The 17179-nt window shown below is 66.9% G+C and carries 18 protein-coding genes and 1 tRNA gene; 14 read left to right on the forward strand and 5 right to left on the reverse strand.

Translation table 11 applies throughout. The features are described 5' to 3' along the window. The first annotated feature begins 29 nt into the window (after positions 1-29). The 3 genes from fabI to VES41_RS22595 are packed head-to-tail and all read left to right on the forward strand — an operon-like array spanning position 30 to position 2617. Positions 30-812: an enoyl-ACP reductase FabI gene (gene fabI / locus VES41_RS22585; protein WP_324821720.1), complete on the forward strand. Its 783-nt coding sequence runs from the start codon at positions 30-32 to the stop codon at positions 810-812. Positions 813-835: 23 nt separating this feature from the next. Continuing rightward, the gene (locus VES41_RS22590) at positions 836-1735 is read left to right on the forward strand and encodes a DNA ligase (RefSeq protein WP_324821722.1); all 900 of its coding nucleotides are present in this window, start codon (positions 836-838) and stop codon (positions 1733-1735) included. A gap of 9 nt (positions 1736-1744) precedes the next feature. Then, positions 1745-2617 carry an EamA family transporter gene (locus tag VES41_RS22595; RefSeq protein ID WP_324821724.1) on the forward strand — a complete coding sequence of 291 codons (873 nt, stop codon included), beginning with the start codon at positions 1745-1747 and terminating at the stop codon, positions 2615-2617. 13 nt (positions 2618-2630) lie between these two features. On the opposite strand, the gene VES41_RS22600 is transcribed toward VES41_RS22595, so the two are convergent. Further along, positions 2631-4901 (reverse strand): arginine/lysine/ornithine decarboxylase, encoded by a 2271-nt coding sequence (locus VES41_RS22600; protein WP_324821726.1) that lies wholly within the window; start codon positions 4899-4901, stop codon positions 2631-2633. A 112-nt stretch (positions 4902-5013) separates the two neighbouring features. Here VES41_RS22600 and VES41_RS22605 point away from each other — a divergent pair, with 112 nt between their 5' ends. The 5 genes from VES41_RS22605 (at position 5014) to VES41_RS22625 (ending at position 8147) form a co-directional block, all read left to right on the forward strand. Next, positions 5014-5439: an NfeD family protein gene (locus tag VES41_RS22605; RefSeq protein ID WP_324821728.1), complete on the forward strand. Its 426-nt coding sequence runs from the start codon at positions 5014-5016 to the stop codon at positions 5437-5439. A gap of 45 nt (positions 5440-5484) precedes the next feature. Then, a complete protein-coding gene (locus tag VES41_RS22610; protein WP_324821730.1) occupies positions 5485-6408 on the forward strand; it encodes a stomatin-like protein in 924 nt (307 codons plus the stop codon). 33 nt (positions 6409-6441) lie between these two features. After that, positions 6442-6532, forward strand: a tRNA-Ser gene (locus VES41_RS22615). 209 nt (positions 6533-6741) lie between these two features. Further along, positions 6742-7557 carry a glycosyltransferase family 25 protein gene (locus VES41_RS22620; protein ID WP_324821732.1) on the forward strand — a complete coding sequence of 272 codons (816 nt, stop codon included), beginning with the start codon at positions 6742-6744 and terminating at the stop codon, positions 7555-7557. A 290-nt stretch (positions 7558-7847) separates the two neighbouring features. After that, positions 7848-8147, forward strand: a complete 300-nt coding sequence (locus VES41_RS22625; RefSeq protein ID WP_324821733.1) for a hypothetical protein — start codon at positions 7848-7850, stop codon at positions 8145-8147. A gap of 108 nt (positions 8148-8255) precedes the next feature. Here the strand turns inward: VES41_RS22625 and VES41_RS22630 are convergent, their stop codons facing one another. The 4 genes from VES41_RS22630 to VES41_RS22645 all read right to left on the reverse strand — a co-directional run bounded on the left by VES41_RS22630 (position 8256) and on the right by VES41_RS22645 (position 12038). Beyond that, positions 8256-9461 (reverse strand): branched-chain amino acid ABC transporter substrate-binding protein, encoded by a 1206-nt coding sequence (locus tag VES41_RS22630; protein WP_324821735.1) that lies wholly within the window; start codon positions 9459-9461, stop codon positions 8256-8258. Positions 9462-9598: 137 nt separating this feature from the next. Next, on the reverse strand, positions 9599-10084 hold the full coding sequence (locus VES41_RS22635; RefSeq protein ID WP_324821737.1) for a hypothetical protein: 486 nt from the start codon (positions 10082-10084) through the stop codon (positions 9599-9601). After that, on the reverse strand, positions 10084-10518 hold the full coding sequence (locus tag VES41_RS22640) for a DNA polymerase III subunit chi (protein WP_324821739.1): 435 nt from the start codon (positions 10516-10518) through the stop codon (positions 10084-10086). Before VES41_RS22640 ends, VES41_RS22635 begins: the two co-directional genes overlap by 1 nt. Further along, on the reverse strand, positions 10515-12038 hold the full coding sequence (locus VES41_RS22645; RefSeq protein WP_324821742.1) for a leucyl aminopeptidase: 1524 nt from the start codon (positions 12036-12038) through the stop codon (positions 10515-10517). The genes VES41_RS22640 and VES41_RS22645 overlap by 4 nt, the downstream gene beginning before the upstream one ends. Positions 12039-12060: 22 nt before the next feature. On the opposite strand from VES41_RS22645, the gene lptF reads away from it, so the two are divergent. From lptF to VES41_RS22675, 6 genes are all read left to right on the forward strand, one after another. Further along, on the forward strand, positions 12061-13167 hold the full coding sequence (gene lptF / locus VES41_RS22650) for an LPS export ABC transporter permease LptF (protein WP_324821744.1): 1107 nt from the start codon (positions 12061-12063) through the stop codon (positions 13165-13167). Further along, a complete protein-coding gene (gene lptG, locus VES41_RS22655; protein WP_324821746.1) occupies positions 13164-14279 on the forward strand; it encodes an LPS export ABC transporter permease LptG in 1116 nt (371 codons plus the stop codon). The genes lptF and lptG overlap by 4 nt, the downstream gene beginning before the upstream one ends. A 4-nt stretch (positions 14280-14283) precedes the next feature. After that, positions 14284-14697 (forward strand): CbiX/SirB N-terminal domain-containing protein, encoded by a 414-nt coding sequence (locus tag VES41_RS22660; RefSeq protein WP_324821748.1) that lies wholly within the window; start codon positions 14284-14286, stop codon positions 14695-14697. A 59-nt stretch (positions 14698-14756) separates the two neighbouring features. Beyond that, complete coding sequence (locus tag VES41_RS22665; protein ID WP_324821750.1) at positions 14757-15698, forward strand: CysB family HTH-type transcriptional regulator; 942 nt, start codon at positions 14757-14759, stop codon at positions 15696-15698. A 19-nt stretch (positions 15699-15717) separates the two neighbouring features. After that, the gene (locus VES41_RS22670; RefSeq protein ID WP_324821753.1) at positions 15718-16875 is read left to right on the forward strand and encodes a pyridoxal phosphate-dependent aminotransferase; all 1158 of its coding nucleotides are present in this window, start codon (positions 15718-15720) and stop codon (positions 16873-16875) included. 76 nt (positions 16876-16951) lie between these two features. Next, on the forward strand, positions 16952-17179 hold a 228-nt coding region (locus tag VES41_RS22675), incomplete at its 3' end, for a hypothetical protein (protein ID WP_324821755.1).

Genomic DNA, 17179 nt, shown 5'->3' on the forward strand with positions numbered 1-17179 from the left:
AAACAAGGTCAACCTCGAAGGATACTGACATGGGCTTCCTCGCCGGCAAGAAACTCCTCATCACGGGCGTGCTGAGCAACCGCTCGATCGCCTACGGCATTGCCAGGGCCTGCCATGCCCAGGGCGCCGAACTGGCGTTCAGCTACGTGGGCGAGCGCTTCAAGGACCGCATCACCGAGTTCGCGGCGGACTTCGACTCCAAGCTGGTGTTCGACTGCGACGTGGGCGACGACGCGCAGATCGACAAGCTCTTTGCCGACCTGTCGCAGGCCTGGCCGAAGTTCGACGGCTTCGTGCACAGCATCGGTTTCGCGCCGCGCGAGGCCATCGCCGGCGACTTCCTCGAAGGCCTGTCGCGCGAGGCGTTCCGCCTGGCGCACGACATCAGCGCCTACAGCTTTCCAGCCATGGCCAAGGCGGCCCTGCCCTACCTGAACGACAAGGCTGCGCTGCTGACGCTCACCTACCTCGGCGCCGAACGCGCCCTGCCCAACTACAACACGATGGGCCTGGCAAAGGCTTCGCTCGAGGCGTCGGTCCGATACGCGGCCGAATCCCTGGGCCCCAAGGGCATCCGCGTCAACGGCATCAGCGCCGGCCCGATCAAGACGCTGGCGGCCAGCGGCATCAAGGGATTCGGCAAGATGCTGTCGGCAGTGGCTGACGTGGCGCCCATGCGCCGCAACGTCACCATCGACGAAGTCGGCAACGTGGCCGCCTTCCTGCTGTCGGACCTGGCCAGCGGCGTGACGGCCGAGATCACCTACGTGGACGGCGGCTTCAGCCAGGTGGTCGGCGGCATGGCCGAGTAAGGCCTCTTCCCGACGCGTCCTGCATGCTTTTCACGTTTCCGCCGACCCTGCCACCGTCTCCCGCCTCCCGCAAACGCCGCGCCCTGCTGGCAGCCGCCCTGATCGGCTGCCTGCCGCTGCGATTCGCCCACGCCGGCGCCGACGAGGCGCCCCGGCTGATGCTGGCCGAGAACTACCGTCCCGGCGTACCGCTGACCGAATACTGGGTCAGCGAGAAGTACGACGGGGTGCGCGGGTTCTGGGACGGCAAGCAGCTGCGACTGCGCGGGGGCGACGTCGTGGCAGCGCCGGCGTGGTTCACTGCCGGATGGCCGGCGCAGCCCATGGACGGTGAGCTCTGGGCCGGCCGCGGCAAGTTCTCGACGGCGGTGTCCACGGTCCGCAGCCAGGCCGCCCGCGACACCGACTGGCGCGAGATCCGCTTCATGGTGTTCGACCTTCCGGCGCAGCCGGGCGACTTCGACCGGCGGCTGGAAGCATTGCGCCGGCTGCTGCCGATTCCGCGGTCGCCATGGTTGCTCGCGGTGCCGCAGCAGCGCGCCACGACACATGAGGCGCTCGAACGGCTCCTCGAGCGGACCGTGCGCGGAGGCGGCGAAGGCCTCATGCTGCATCGGGGCAGTTCGCGCTACCGGGTCGGCCGCAGCGACGACCTGCTCAAGGTCAAGGACCACGACGAGGACGATGCCCGCGTGCTGTCGATAGTGCCCGGCCAGGGCCGGCATGCCCGTCGCATGGGCGCCCTCGTGGTCGAGACCCGCGACGGCCGGCGCTTCAAGCTCGGCGGCGGCTTCACCGACGCCGAGCGCGAGAATCCGCCGCCCGTGGGCAGCTGGGTGAACTTCCGCTACAACGGCCTCACGAGCTCGGGCCTGCCCCGCTTCGCGCGCTTCGTGCGCGTGCGCAACGACCTGGACGAATAGGGTCGGCACATGCCCGCCGTGCCGCTGCCGATCGTCCTCGCCGTGCTGTTCGCCGCATTGCTGCACGCAAGCTGGAACGCGCTGATCAAGTCCGGCAAGGACAAGTCGCTCGACACCGCGCTGGTCCACAGCATCGGCTTTCTGGTGGCCTTGCCGCTGCTGCTTCATGCCGGCCTGCCCGCGCGCGAGTCGTGGCCATACCTGCTGGCCTCGCTCGTCATCCACCTGGGCTACTACATCGCCTTGGCAGGCGCCTACAAGCACGGCGACCTCGGCCTGACCTATCCCTTGATGCGCGGTTGCGCACCGATGCTGGTGGCTCTGGGCAGCCTGGCGCTGATCGGCGAGGCCCTGTCGCATCGCGCCTGGGCCGGCGTGGCCGTGCTTTGCGCCGGCGTCGTCACCCTCGGCCTGGCACGCTCGGCGATGCATGTCGACCCCTCCGCCAACCGATCCAAGGCCCTGGCCTTCGCGCTGGCCAACGCCGTGATCATCGCCGTCTACACCGTTGTCGACGGCCTGGGCGTGCGCGTCTCGGGCAATGCCGTGGCCTACGCGGCCACGCTGTTCCTTTTCGACGGCATCCCATTCCTGCTGCTCGTCCTGTGGCGCCGCCCGGGCAGGCGCAGGGAGGCGCTGGCGTACATGAAGGGCCGCTGGCCGATTGCCCTCGGTGGCGCCGTGGCCTCGCTCGGGAGCTACGGCATCGCGTTGTGGGCCATGACGCACGCGCCGGTAGCGGTCATCGCCGCCCTGCGCGAAACGTCGGTGCTGTTCGCCGCGCTCATCGGCGCGCTGTGGCTTCGCGAGCCGTTCGGACTGCAGCGCGGCGCCGGCACGCTGCTGATACTGGCCGGCGTGCTGGTGCTGCGGCTCGGGTGAGCAGCGCCCGCCCTCAGCCGGCCCGAACGCAGTCGGCGAAGTAGCGCTTGACCCCCGTCTCGTCGGCTCGGACGACCAGGCCATGGATGTCGGTCTCGAAGCCTGGGCATTCCAGATTGAACTGTCGCGCGAACTTGAGGTAGTCGACGATCTTCTTGTTGAAGACCTCGCCCGGGATCAGCAGCGGAATGCCCGGCGGGTACGGCGTGATCAGGCTGGTGGTGATGCGCCCTTCGAGCTGGTCGATCTCCACCCGCTCGGTCTTGCGGTGCGCGATGTGGGCAAAGGCATCGCTGGGCTTCATGGCCGGCGTCAGGTCCGACAGGTACATTTCGGTCGTCAGCCGGGCGATGTCGAACTTGGCGTACAGCTCGTGCACGCGGTGGCACAGGTCGCGCAACCCCATGCGCTCGTAGCCGGGGTGCTGCTGGCAGAACTCCGGCATGATCCGCCACATGGGCTGGTTGCGGTCGTAGTCGTCCTTGAACTGCTGCAGCGCCGTCAACAGCGTGTTCCAGCGGCCCTTGGTGATGCCGATCGTGAACATGATGAAGAAGCTGTACAAGCCCGTCTTCTCGACGATCACACCGTGCTCGGCCAGGAACTTGGTGACGATGCTCGCCGGAATGCCCGTGCTGGCGAACTTGCCCTTGAGGTCCAGGCCCGGCGTGACGACCGTCGACTTGATCGGGTCGAGCATGTTGAAGCCGTCGGCCAGGTTGCCGAAGCCGTGCCACTTGGCGGTCCGCGCCTCGCCCTTGATGATCCAGTCGTCGGCGCGGCCGATGCCCTCGTCGACCAGCTTCTCGGGGCCCCACACCTTGAACCACCACTCGTCCTTGCCGAACTCGTCTTCCACCTTGCGCATGGCGCGGCGGAAGTCGAGTGCCTCGAGGATGCTTTCCTCGACCAGCGCCGTGCCGCCCGGCGGTTCCATCATGGCCGCGGCCACGTCGCAGCTGGCGATGATGGCGTACTGCGGGCTGGTCGACGAGTGCATCAGGTAGGCCTCGTTGAACAGGTCCCGATCGAGCATGCGGTTCTGCGAGTCCTGCACCAGCACGTGGCTGGCCTGGCTGATGCCCGCCAGCAGCTTGTGCGTGGACTGCGTGGCGAAGACCAGCGAATCCTTGGGCCGCACGCGCCGCTTGCCCATGGCGTGATAGGTGCCATAGAAGGGGTGGAACGCCGCGTGCGGCAACCACGCCTCGTCGAAGTGCAAGGTGTCGACGTAGCCGTCGAGCATCTTCTTGATCGTCTCGGTGTTGTAGAGCACGCCGTCGTAGGTCGACTGCGTCAGGGTCATCACGCGCGGCTTGACCTTGTCGGCATCCACGTGCGAGAGCAGCGGATTGGCCCGGATCTTCGCCTTGATGGCGCTTTGCTCGAATTCGCTGCGCGGGATCGGGCCGATGATGCCGAAGTGATTGCGCGTGGGCTTCATGAAGACCGGGATGGCCCCGGTCATGATGATCGCGTGCAGGATCGACTTGTGGCAGTTGCGGTCGACCACCACCACGTCGTCCGGTGCCACCGTGTGGTGCCAGACCATCTTGTTGGACGTGGAAGTGCCGTTGGTGACGAAGAAGCAGTGGTCGGCGTTGAAGATCCGGGCGGCATTGCGCTCGCTGGCCGCCACGGGGCCGGTGTGGTCGAGCAGTTGGCCCAGTTCCTCGACCGCGTTGCACACGTCTGCGCGCAGCATGTTCTCGCCGAAGAACTGGTGGAACATCTGGCCCACGGGGCTCTTGAGGAACGCCACCCCGCCCGAGTGGCCCGGGCAGTGCCAGCTGTAGGAGCCGTCTTCCGCGTAGTCGATCAGCGCCTTGAAGAACGGCGGCTGCACGCCTTCGAGGTAGCTCTTGGCCTCGCGGATGATGTGGCGCGCCACGAACTCCGGCGTGTCCTCGAACATGTGGATGAAGCCGTGCAGCTCGCGCAGGATGTCATTGGGCAGGTGCCGGCTGGTCTTGGTCTCGCCGTAGACGTAGATCGGGACGTCGGCGTTCTTGCGCCGCACTTCCTCGATGAACGTGCGCAGGCTCAGCACCGCCGGGTCCAGGCCCTGGCCGACGCTGAACTCCTCGTCGTCGATCGACAGGATGAAGGCACTGGCACGGCTTTGCTGCTGCGCGAACTGGCTCAGGTCGCCGTAGCTGGTGACGCCCAGCACCTCGAAGCCCTCGGTCTCGATCGCGGTCGCCAGGGCGCGGATGCCCAGCCCGGAAGTGTTCTCGGAGCGGTAGTCCTCGTCGATGATGACGATGGGAAAGCGAAATTTCATGTCGGAAAGCTCCGGGCGGGAAACGAGGGCGAGAGTGTACGGAATACGGATGACCGGCGCGCAACGGCTTTTGAAGCAGAATCACAGGCGAAGTTCAACAAGGGGAGACTCCATGGCTCAATCCACCATCTGGTGGCTGATCGCCGGCGCCGCCGTCGTGCTCGAACTGCTGTCCGGCACCATCTATCTGCTGCTGCTCGGCGCCGGCTTCGCCGCCGCCGCGATCGCCGCGCATGCCGGTGCCAGCATACAGATCCAGCTGGTGGTCGCCGCGGTGGTCGGCGCCGTCTCGGTGCTGGCCTGGTACCTGATCCAGCGCCGCCGTCCCGCCGACCCGCCCAGCGCCGCCAATCGCGACCTCAACCTCGACATCGGCGAGCAGGTCGTGATCGACTCCTGGAACCCGGACGGCACTGCCAGCGTGCGCTTCAGGGGCGCGCAGTGGACCGTCATCTCGCGCCCCGGCGTCACGCCAGCAACCGGCGTGCACCGCGTCGCGGAGATCGTCGGCAGCCGGCTGGTGGTCGACAAGATCTGACGCGGCCGGACAACAGAAACAACCCAAGAGGAGAGAGAGAACATCATGGAAGTTGCCGCAATCATCCTGGTCATCGCGATCATCTTCATCAGCCAGTCCGTCAAGTTCGTCCCGCAGCAGAACGCCTGGGTGCGCGAGCGGCTGGGCAAGTACCACGGCACCATGGCACCGGGAGCCAATTTCCTGATCCCGTTCATCGACAAGGTCGCCTACAAGCACAGCCTGAAGGAAATCCCGCTGGACGTGCCCAGCCAGGTCTGCATCACGCGCGACAACACGCAACTGCAGGTCGACGGCATCCTGTACTTCCAGGTGACCGACGCCATGCGCGCCAGCTACGGCAGCTCCAACTACATCGTCGCCGTCACGCAGCTGGCTCAGACCTCGCTGCGCAGCGTAGTGGGCAAGCTGGAACTGGACAAGACGTTCGAGGAACGCGACATCATCAATGCGCAGGTGGTGGCAGCCATCGACGAGGCGGCGCTCAATTGGGGCGTCAAGGTGCTGCGCTACGAGATCAAGGACCTGACGCCGCCCAAGGAGATCCTGCACGCCATGCAGCGCCAGATCACCGCCGAGCGCGAAAAGCGCGCCCTGATCGCGGCCTCCGAAGGGCGCCGGCAGGAGCAGATCAACATCGCCACCGGCGAACGGGAGGCCTTCATTGCCCGCTCCGAAGGGGAAAAGCAGGCGCAGATCAACAATGCCCAGGGCGAGGCCGCCGCCATCACCGCCGTCGCCGAGGCCACCGCAATGGCGATCGAGCGCATCGCCGCTGCCATCCGCCAGCCCGGCGGCGATCAGGCGGTGCAGCTCAAGGTGGCAGAGCGGGCCGTCGACGCCTACAGCAAGGTGGCCGCCGATGCCACGTCCACCCTGATCGTGCCGAGCAACATGACCGAGACGGCGGCGCTGATCGCCTCGGCCATGCGGATGGTCCAGAGCGGAAAGACGCCCGCCGTCTCCTGAACCAGCCCCGCCAAAGGCTATAATCGTGGGCTCGGAGCGGTGGATGAGTGGTTTAAGTCGCACGCCTGGAAAGCGTGTGTGGGTTAATAGCCCACCGCGGGTTCGAATCCCGCCTGCTCCGCCAAGTCGACAGGGTGAAAAGTCGACGAAAGTATCAATACCACATCGATATTGAGTGCCCCCGGGCACGTGCGCGAGCATCGGAACTCGCCGCGCCGTTCGGAGCTGGGGCAGCCGGGCATTGCCCACCACGATGTTTTCAATCACCGCTGGTCGGCCTGTCCTGCACGAAGGAAGGGTAGTAGCCAGTGCTTAGCTGCAGGTTCAGGAAACGTGATCTCTAGCGCCCAGTTCCAGACTTTCCTCATCAATCTCGACCGCTCGCCAGACCGCCTTCAGGCCATGAAGGAACGGCTTGAGCGTGCGCAGCTTCCCTGGCTGCGTGTGCCCGGCGTGGACGGCAAGACACTCGACATGTCCCAGTGCGCCGAGGTGGATGAGCGCGGGTTTCGCCAGCGCCATGGCAAGCGCCTCAATCCGGCCGAGGTCGGCTGCTATCTCTCGCACATCAAGGCCCTGAAGGCTTTCCTCGACGGTCCGTGGATGTGGGCGCTCGTGCTGGAAGACGATGCCGATTTTCCCGAGGATTTCGCCGTCGTGCTGGAGCAGTTGGCCCAGTGCCACGACCAGTGGGACATCGTCAAGCTTTCCAGCTTCCACGGCGGTACGCCGGTGCCCGTCGCGGCGCTTTCTCCCAAGCACAGCCTGGCGGTACCGCTCAGCCGGCTGATGAATGCGAACTGCATCCTGTTCAACCGCCACGCGGCCCAGGTGCTGCTCAAGCGCCTGCTGCCGATGACGCTGCCCTACGACCACGCGCTCGAGCAGGCCGTGGCATTCGGCCTGCGTCTTCGCGTCGTCACGCCGCTTCCCTGCCCGGCCGAAACCGGCCTGCCGAGCACCATCGGCGACCGCGCGCAACTGCGGCCGTTCAAGCTTGCGTGGTACCAGCGACTGCCGGCCATGCGGTTCCGCCTGTCGATGGAAACCCGCCGCGTCGCCTACGGCCTGGGCCAAGTCGCGCGGGCCTACGCCGCCAGGCTCGCCCGCACCAGCACGAAAGAAGCGGGAAGCTACCCGCGCTCCTGAGCCAGGCGGCTGGCGCTTGCACAAAAAAGAAGAGCCCGCACGAAGCGGGCTCAACAGCAGTTCTCAAGTGAGGAGGGAGGAGGAGAAGAGACAAGAACTGCCGAGTCATTAATGTCGCCCATGAATCTTAGGCGGGCCTTAAGACGACGTCCTCAATGGTTGTAGGCGCCCGCCTTCGGCGTCCGACGCAAGCGTGCCCCTCCGTCATTGCATCCGGGTGTGATGCCCTGCCGGCGCGCTTTGCGGTATGGTTGCGCCCTGCTGCAATGCCCTTCCGATCCGGAGCCCACATGCGCCCTGCCCACTCGACCGCGGTCCTTTTCAACCTGCTTGTCGCCGGTCTCGGCCTTTCCGGCTGCGCCATCTCGACACCCGGCAGCCAGGCGCCGGCCCAGGGGCAGGCCGATTGCGCGGCGGCGGCCGCACGGCGTTTCCACGTGCCGGTGGACAGCATCCAGGTGCTCGGCTCCCAGGTCGGCACGTCCGCCACGCTCTACCAGGTGGACCTGCGCCATGCGCCCAGCGGCCGGCAGGCCAAGTGCACGGTCGACCAGAACGGCACCGTCACGGGCGTCGTCGAGGTGCGCTGAATCCGCCTCGCGCCACGACGGGCACCGCCATGAAAAAAGGGGCCTCGCGCATGCGGGCCCCTTCGTGCTTGCCGGCTGCGCACGCGCAGCCGCCTGCACCTTTCTCGATCAGCGCACCACCGCGATCTGCACGCGCTGGCCACCGCGGTAGGTGTAGAGCGTCAGCGCACCGTTCTTGATGTCGCCCTTCTCATCGAAGGCGATCGGGCCGGTCACGCCCTTGTAGTTGGTCTTGCCGACTTCCGGCAGGTACTTCTCGGGATCGGCGGAACCGGCACGCTGCATGGAGTCTGCCAGGACCATCACGGCGTCGTACACGTACGGCGCGTAGATCTGCACGTCGACGCCGTTCTTCTGCTTGAAGCGGGCCTTGAAGTCGTCCAGCGGCTGCTTGAAGTCGCCCTCGACGCCACCGGCTTCCGCGCAGACGACCTTGTCTTCGCCGACCGCGTCGCCAGCCAGCTTGGCCAGTTCGCCCGTGCACAGGCCGTCGCCGCCCATGAACTTGACGTCCATGCCCAGTTGCTTGACCTGCTTGAGCATCGGGCCGCCGACCGCGTCCATGCCGCCGAAGAACAGGATGTCGGGGCTGGAGCCCTTGAGCTTGGTCAGGATGGCGTTGAAGTCGGTCGACTTGTCGGTGGTGAACTCATGGCCCACGATGGTGCCGCCAGCCGCCTTGGCCGCCTTCTCGAACTCCTCGGCAACACCTTGGCCGTAGGCCGTGCGGTCGTCGATCACTGCAATGTTCTTGCCCTTGAGCGTCTCGACCGCGTACTTGCCGAGCGTGCCGCCCAACTGCGTGTCGTCAGCGACCACGCGGAAGGTGGTCTTGAAGCCCTGGCGGGTGTACTTGGGATTGGTGGCCGACGGCGAGATCTGCGGAATGCCGGCATCGCTGTACAGCTTGGAGGCGGGGATGGTCGTGCCCGAATTCAGGTGACCCACCACGCCGTTGACCTTCTCGTCCACCAGCTTCTGCGCAACGGCAGTGCCTTGCTTCGGATCGGCGGCGTCGTCCTCGGCCACCAGTTCGAACTTGGCGACCTTGTCACCGATCTTCACGCCCTTGGCGTTGAGATCCTCGACGGCCATGCGGGCGCCCAGTTCGTTGTCCTTGCCAAGGTGGGCAATCGCGCCGCTGGTGGGGGCCACGTGGCCGATCTTGACGACGAGCGTCTGAGCCGGAGGTGCTGCCGCGGGCGCAGCCGCAGTCGGCGCAGGCGCAGGAGCCGGCGCCGCGGCTTCTTCCTTCTTGCCGCAAGCCACCAGCGTCAGTGCCGCCAGGGCTACTGCAGTCCATTTCAATTGCATGAGGAAACCTCCAGGATGTCGTAGTCGATGAGATCAGAAAAAACCGGGCCGCCTCCACGGTGTCCGGCCCCTTGCGCATGCAGCAATTTTCGCGCCGCAGTCCATCGGCGCCCTCGCGCCACCAGACGGCGCGCAGTTTAGCCCATGCCCAGGTGCCCGGAAGGCGCCGCAGACCCTGGGGTTTCCGATAGTTCCTGCGCCAGCGCCTCGATCACGACGGCACGCAGCACCTCCTCGATCTGCCCGCGCAGGCGCGGCAGCATTGCGTCGAGTTGTGCCTGCACGGCGGCGGACACGGTGTCGGTCAGCCGGGACTCGAGCGACAGGTCCACCCGCTGCAGGACGCGATGGAGCAGATCCTCCTCGAGCCGCAGCGCCTCCTCGTCCGAAAGCGCCACGGCGACCATGCCGCCAGCCGGCGGCGGCGCTGCACGAAGCGGGCCGAAATCAAGATCCTCGATGAGCGCCGCCTCGGGTCGGGGCGCAGCAGGTGCCGCCTCGGCGGCATGCGCGTGCAGCGCCGGTTCCGACACGGCCGGCGCAACCGCGGGCAGTTCGACCACCGTCGTCAGTGTCGGCACGAAGCGCGGCGGGCTGCGCACCGGATTGGTAGGCGCAGACATCAGGCACGCCCTCCGAAGGCGCTCTGGTGCCGCAGCGCGTAGCCGCGGTGCTTGTAGTGGCGCCAGCGCTCGCGCCCGGCCGCCCGGTCTTCGTCCGCCACGCCAACCAGCTCGATCAGGCGCTCGAACCGCTCGAAGCCTGCGGGCACTGTGCTGCCCAGGTTGAGCAGGACCGCATGGGGCGTGCCGCCATCGACCGCGTCGGCCAGCACGACCGGCGATCGGCTCAGCACCTCTTCGGGGGCGTCGGCGCGGCAATGCGGCAGGAATTCGGCGGCGCCGCCGCTCCACATCGCGGCGTCGAGCGCGTCGAGCATCGGCTCGTCGGCGGCAACCACAAGTTGAGGCTGGCCGGCCAGGGCGTACTTGCGTGCCAGGCGCACCGCGTAGCCGAGCTTGTCCGACAGGTCGACCCGGAACTCGATGTCGGTCACGCGCGTGCCCGTGTCTTGCGCGCCGTCCGGCCACCGCCGGCGGCCGTCTTCCCGGTCTTGGTGCGGCCCGCGCTCGGCTGGGCAAGCGGATCGCCGAGCAGGAAGTTCAGAAGCAGGCCCACCGGCCGGCCGGTGGCGCCCTTGGCGGCGCCGCTCTTCCAGGCGGTCCCGGCGATGTCCAGGTGCGCCCAGCGGAAGTCGCCGCTGAACTTCTGCAGGAACTTCGCTGCGGTGACCGCGCCGGCGGCGCGGCCGGCGATGTTGCCCATGTCCGCGAAGTTGCTCTTGAGCCCCTCGCCATACTCGTCGTCCAGGGGCATGCGCCAGCAGCGGTCGAGCGAGGCCTCGCCGGCGCGCTCCAGCGCGGCCGCCAATTCGTCGTCCGGCGAGAAAAGGCCGCTGCGAACGCCGCCAAGCGCGATCACGCAGGCCCCCGTCAGCGTGGCGATGTCGATCACGGCCGAAGGTGCGAATCGCTTGGCGTACGTGAGTGCGTCGCACAGGATCAACCGGCCTTCGGCGTCGGTATTGAGCACCTCCACCGTCTGCCCGCTCATGGTCGTGAGGACGTCGCCAGGCTTGACCGACTTTCCGTCGTTCATGTTCTCGCAGGTCGGCACCAGCCCGACCACGTTGATGGCCGGACGCAGTTCCCCGAGCGCGCGGAACACGCCCAGCACGCTGGCGGCGCCGCACATGTCGAACTTCATCTCGTCCATCTCGGCGGCCGGCTTGAGCGAAACGCCACCGGTGTCGAAGGTGATGCCCTTGCCGACCAGCACCACCGGTGCCTGCGTCTTGGGTGCACCCTGGTAGTGCAGGACGATGAACCGCGCCGGCTCGTTCGAGCCCTGGGCGACGCCGGCAAAGGCACCCATGCCCAGCTTGGCAATTTCCTTAGGGCCCAGCACTTCGCACTTGATCCTGGGCGCGCGCGCAAGACCTTGCGCCGCCTCGGCCAGCATGGTCGGGGTGCAATGGTTGGCCGGCCGGTTGCCCAGTTCCTTGGCGAACTCGATGCCGGCGGCCGTACCGACCGCCGTGTCGAACTCGGCCTGGACGGCGGCGGCGTCGGGCACCCCCATGATCAGCTGACGCACCGGGTTGGGCTCGGCCTTCGACTTGGTGGCGGTGTAGGCGTAGCAGGCGTCCGACGACGCCAGCACGGCCGCACGCAGCGCGCCGGAAGTCGGCGCCTGGGCGAAGACCACGGCGAGCCGCACCGGCTTGCCGGCGCGCGCCGCCGACACGGCGGCGCCCACCGCACTGCGCACCGACGAATCCTTGCCGTCGCCGATGGCGGCGAACACCACGCTGCGCGGGCCGTCGGCCAGCGGCAGGTACAGATTGAGGAGCTTGCCTGCCTTGTCCGGCAGGTCGCCTGCGGCGCGAACCTTGGCCAGCAGTGCGCTCAGCGGGTCCTTGCCTGTCACGGCGCCCTCGCCCACCAGGACGATCAGTGCATCGGCTTTGTCAGCGGTCGCCTGGACCAGGGAAAGGGTCTTGAGTTGAAAGTTCATAATCGCCTTATTCTCTCGAGCAATGTTATTCCAATCCTCTTTACGCAAGGAACTGTCGCGCAGCTTCGGCGCGACCTTCGTGGTGCTCTTCACCATCGTGGTCACCATGATGCTGATCCGCACCTTGCGTCTCGCCGCCAAGGGCAGCGTCAACCCGTCCGAAGTGTTCCTGGTGCTGGCCTACACCTCGCTCGGCTACCTGCCGACGATCCTCAGCCTGTGCCTTTTCATCGCCGTCGTCGGCACGCTCTCGCGCATGTACCGGGACAGCGAGATGGTCATCTGGTTTTCTTCGGGCCAGGGCCTGACCAACTTCGTGCGCCCGCTCTACCAGTTCTCGTGGCCCATCCTGGTGGTCATCGCGGTGCTGGCGCTGGTCGGCTGGCCCTGGGCCAACTCGCAGACGCAAGGCCTGCGTGACCGCTACCAGGCTCGCGGCGACATCGATCGCGTGGCGCCGGGCGAATTCCAGGAGTCACCGGGCCGCAACCGGGTGTTCTTCATCGACAAGGACACGGCGGACGGCACCACCGCGTCGAACATCTTCATCTCGCAGGTCGAGCACAACGAACAGAGCGTGACGTCGGCGCAGAGCGGCCGCATCGAGACCATCGACGGCAAGCGCTTCCTCGTATTGCGCAACGGCCAGCGGCTCGAGCGCCCGCTCGACCAGTCCGACCTGCAGATCAGCGAGTTCCAGGCCTATGGCTCGCTGCTGGGCGGCAAGGCCAGCAGCATGCCCAACGACGAGCGCCCGCGCGTGCGCAGCACGACGAATCTCCTGAGCCAGCCGACGCCGCCCAACCTGGGCCAGTTCAGCTGGCGCATCGGCATGTTGCTGGCCGCGGCCAACTTCGTGCTGCTGGCGCTGACGGTGTCGAGTGCCAACCCGCGCGTGGGGCGCAGCGGCAACATGCTGTTTGCGCTGTTCGCCTTCGTCATCTACTACAACCTGCTGAACCTGGGCGAAAGCTGGATCGCCAGCGGCAGGTTCGGCATGGCCAACTATCTGCTCGTCCTGCACGGCGGCGTCTTCGTGGCCACCTTGCTGTGGCTGCTCAAGCGCCACAACAACTGGGTGCTGCGGCTGCCCCTGCGGCGGGCGGCCACGGGAGGACCCGCCGCATGAAGACGCTGCGGCGCCTGATCTACGCCGAAGTCCTCAAGTCGGTGGGCTTCGTCGTCCTGGGCTTCCTTTGCCTGTTCTTCTTCTTCGACCTGGTGGACGAGCTCCAGTCGATCGGCCGGCCGGGTTCGCCCGGCTACGGCACGCCGCAGGCGCTGTTGTACGTCACGCTGCTGATCCCGGGCCACCTGTACGAGCTGCTGCCCATCGCCGTGCTCATCGGCACCATCTTCGTGATGGCGCGGCTGGCGCAAAGCTCCGAATACACCATCCTGCGCACCAGCGGCCTCGGGCCATGGCGTGCCCTGCGGGCCCTGCTCGTGCTGGGCCTCGGCTTCGTCATCCTCACCTTCGCGGTGGGCGACTATGTCTCGCCGGTTGCCGACCGCTTCGCCCAGTTGGTGGAGACGCGCTTCAAGGGCTGGTCGGACGCGGTCGTCGGCAATACCGGCGCCTGGCTCAAGGAGCGCCAGGGCAACAAGTCCTACGCGGTCAACGTGGCCTCGGTCGGGCGTGACGGCAGCCTGACCAATCCGCGCATCTATGAGTTCGACGAGCGCGGCTTCCTGAGCTCGCTCACCACGGCGCGGTCCGCGCGCATCGACAAGCACGGCGTCTGGTCGCTCACGGAGGTCGAGCGGCAGGAATACCAGGCTCAGCCCGCAGGTGACAAGGCGCGCATCGAGACGGTGCACATGCCGTCGACACAGTGGCCGAGCAGCCTGACCTCGGAGATGGTCTCGGTGGCCCTGCTCAAGCCCGACCGCATGAGCACGGCTGCGCTGTTCGACTACGTGCGTCACCTCGATGCCAACGGACAGACCGCCCAGCGCTACGAGATCGAACTCTGGCGCAAGGTGTTCTATCCGCTGTCGTGCCTGGTGATGGTAGTGCTGGCCCTCCCGTTCGCCTATCTTCATTTCAGGCAAAGCGGCATCACCACCTATGTTTTCGGCGGCGTGATGATCGGCATCAGCTTCTTCCTGCTGAACAACGTGTTCGGCTACATCGGCAACCTGGGCAACTGGCCGCCCATCCTGACTTCCGCCGCGCCGGGGCTGATCTATTCGGTGCTCTCGCTGGCCGCCTTCGGCTGGCTGGTCCTGAGGCGGTAGCGCGATGACGCCTGCGCCGGATGCCCCGGCGCCGCGCCGCGGCGTCGTCCTGTTCGCGCACGGCTCGCGCGACGCGCGCTGGCGCGAGCCGGTGGAGGCCGTGGCCGCGCTTGCGCGGCGCCTCGATGCCGGCATCGCCGTGCGCTGCGCCTATCTCGAGCTCGCCGCGCCCGACTTGGCCGAGGCCGTGAACCAGCTCGTCGGCGAAGGCGTGCAGGCGGTCGACCTGTTGCCGCTCTTCCTGGGCGTTGGAAAGCACCTGCGCGAAGACCTGCCGCGCCTGCTCGACGAATTGCGCGCCGCGCATCCGGGCGTGTCCATCCGCTTGCGGACTGCCGTGGGCGAAATGCCCGAAGTCACCGCGCTGCTGGCGCGCATCGCCGTCGAGCCCGAATCCGACCCCCAGGTAAACCCCTGAAGGCAAGGCATTCATAGACGAAGAATGCATAATGAAACCCGAATAAAGACGGGATCGTTATGAATTTGCACCAGTTCAAGTTTGTTCAAGAAGCCGTGCGCCGAAATCTCAACTTGACGGAGGCTGCCAAGGCGCTGCACACGTCGCAGCCGGGCGTGTCCAAGGCGATCATCGAACTGGAAGAAGAACTGGGCGTCGAGATCTTCGCGCGCCACGGCAAGCGCCTGAAGCGGGTCACCGAGCCGGGCCAGCACGTCATTGCCAGCATCGAGCTGATCATGCGCGAGGTGGGCAACCTGCGGCGCATCGGCGAGCAGTTCAGTGCCGAGGACAGCGGCACGCTGTCGATTGCCACCACGCACACCCAGGCGCGGTATGTGCTCCCGATTCCGGTGGTCAAGCTGCGCGAGGCCTATCCGAAGGTCAACGTCAGCCTGCACCAAGGTTCGCCCGACCAGGTCGCGCGCATGGTGCTCGACGAGACGGCCGAGATCGGCATCGCCACGGAATCACTGGCCGCCTACCCCGACCTCGTCACCCTGCCCTGCTACGAATGGCAGCACGTGCTGGTGCTGCCCAAGGACCATCCGCTGGTCGAGAAAGAACGCATCTCGCTCGAAGACCTCGCCGACGAGCCGATCATCACCTACCACCCGTCGTTCACCGGACGCACGCGCATCGACAACGCCTTCGCACAGCGCAAGCTTTCGCCGCGCGTCGCGCTCGAGGCGATCGATTCCGACGTCATCAAGACGTACGTTCGCCTCGGCCTTGGCGTGGGCATCGTCGCCGAGATGGCCGTGCGCGGCGACAACGACGCCGACCTGGCCACGCGTCCCGTCGGCCACCTGTTCGGCCAGAACATCGCGCGGGTGGCTTTCAAGCGCAGCGCCTACCTGCGCAACTTCGTCTTCAAGTTTGCCGAATTGCTGTCCGACCGGCTCGACCGGCAACTCATCGCCAAGGCGTTGAGCGGTCACTACGAAGACTACGAACTGTGAACCTGCCCCGTTGAACACCATGTCCCCCCGTACCCCCGCCATACAGACCAAGCTGCCCGCCGTCGGCACCACCATCTTCACCGTCATGTCGGCCCTGGCGGCCGAGAAGAACGCGGTCAACCTGGGACAGGGCTTCCCGGACTTCGACTGCGACCCGCGCCTGACCGGCGAAGTGACGCGTGCCATGAACGCGGGCCTGAACCAGTACCCGCCGATGCCCGGCATCGCGCCGCTGCGGGACGCCATCGCCGCCAAGGTGCAGGCACACTATGGCCGCGCCTACAGCGCCGCCGACGAGATCACCGTCACCGCCGGCGCCACCCAGGCCATCATCACGGCGGTGCTGGCCATCGTGCGTCCGGGTGACGAGGTGATCGTGCTCGAGCCCTGCTACGACAGCTACGTGCCCAACATCGAACTGGCCGGCGGCACGGTCGTGCGCGTGCCGCTGACGCCCGGCACGTTCCGGCCCGACTTCGACCGCATCGCCGCCGCACTCGGCCCGCGCACCCGGGCCATCATCATCAACACCCCGCACAACCCCAGCGCCACGGTCTGGACCGAAGCCGAGATGCGCCGCCTCGAGGAGTTGCTGGCGCCCACCGACGTGTTCGTCATCAGCGACGAGGTGTACGAGCACATGGTGTTCGACGGTGCGCAACATCAAAGCGCAGCCCGCTTCCCTGGTCTGGCGGCGCGAAGCTTCATCGTCAGCAGCTTCGGCAAGACCTACCACGTGACCGGCTGGAAAGTCGGCTACGTGGCCGCGCCGGCACCGCTGACCGCTGAGTTCCGCAAGGTGCACCAGTTCAACGTGTTCACCGTCAACACGCCGATGCAGCATGCGCTGGCTGCCTACATGGCCGACCCCGCTCCGTACCTGGAGCTGCCGGCCTTCTATCAGCGCAAGCGCGACCTGTTCGCGCAGGGGCTGGCGCGCACCCGACTGCGGCTGCTGCCTTCGGAGGGCACCTACTTCCAGTGCGCGGACATCTCGGAAGTGAGCGATCTGAGCGAGGCCGAGTTCTGCCTGTGGCTCACGCGCGAGGTCGGCGTGGCCGCCATTCCGCTGTCCGCCTTCTACGGCGACGCCTTCGACCAGCGGGTGGTGCGCTTCTGCTTCGCCAAGAAGGACGAGACGCTGCGCAACGCGCTCGATCGCCTCTCCCAGCTCTGATCGCCCACGGGTCCGGCGCGCCCGGGCTTCAGTTGTACGAGATATTGACCAGCAACGCGCCTGAACGGAGCCTGGGGTGACGCTCGAGCCGGTCTGGACGTACTGGGCGCTGAAGGGGATCTGTTTGAGGGCTGCGGTGGCGGCGGTGTTCTGCAGTGCCAGTTCGGTGCCGCCGCTGTGGAAGGCCTCGTTGGGCGAGAGGGCCACGGGCGTGCCCTCGACCATCAGGCGCACGCCCACGCCGGTGGCCGTGGAGCCGCCCAGCAGCTTGAGCGTGTCGCCTGCGTTGGCCGGGTCGGTCGCG

Origin of the sequence: Variovorax sp. (assembly GCF_035634955.1) — a bacterium.
Taxonomy (GTDB): Bacteria; Pseudomonadota; Gammaproteobacteria; order Burkholderiales; family Burkholderiaceae_C; genus Variovorax.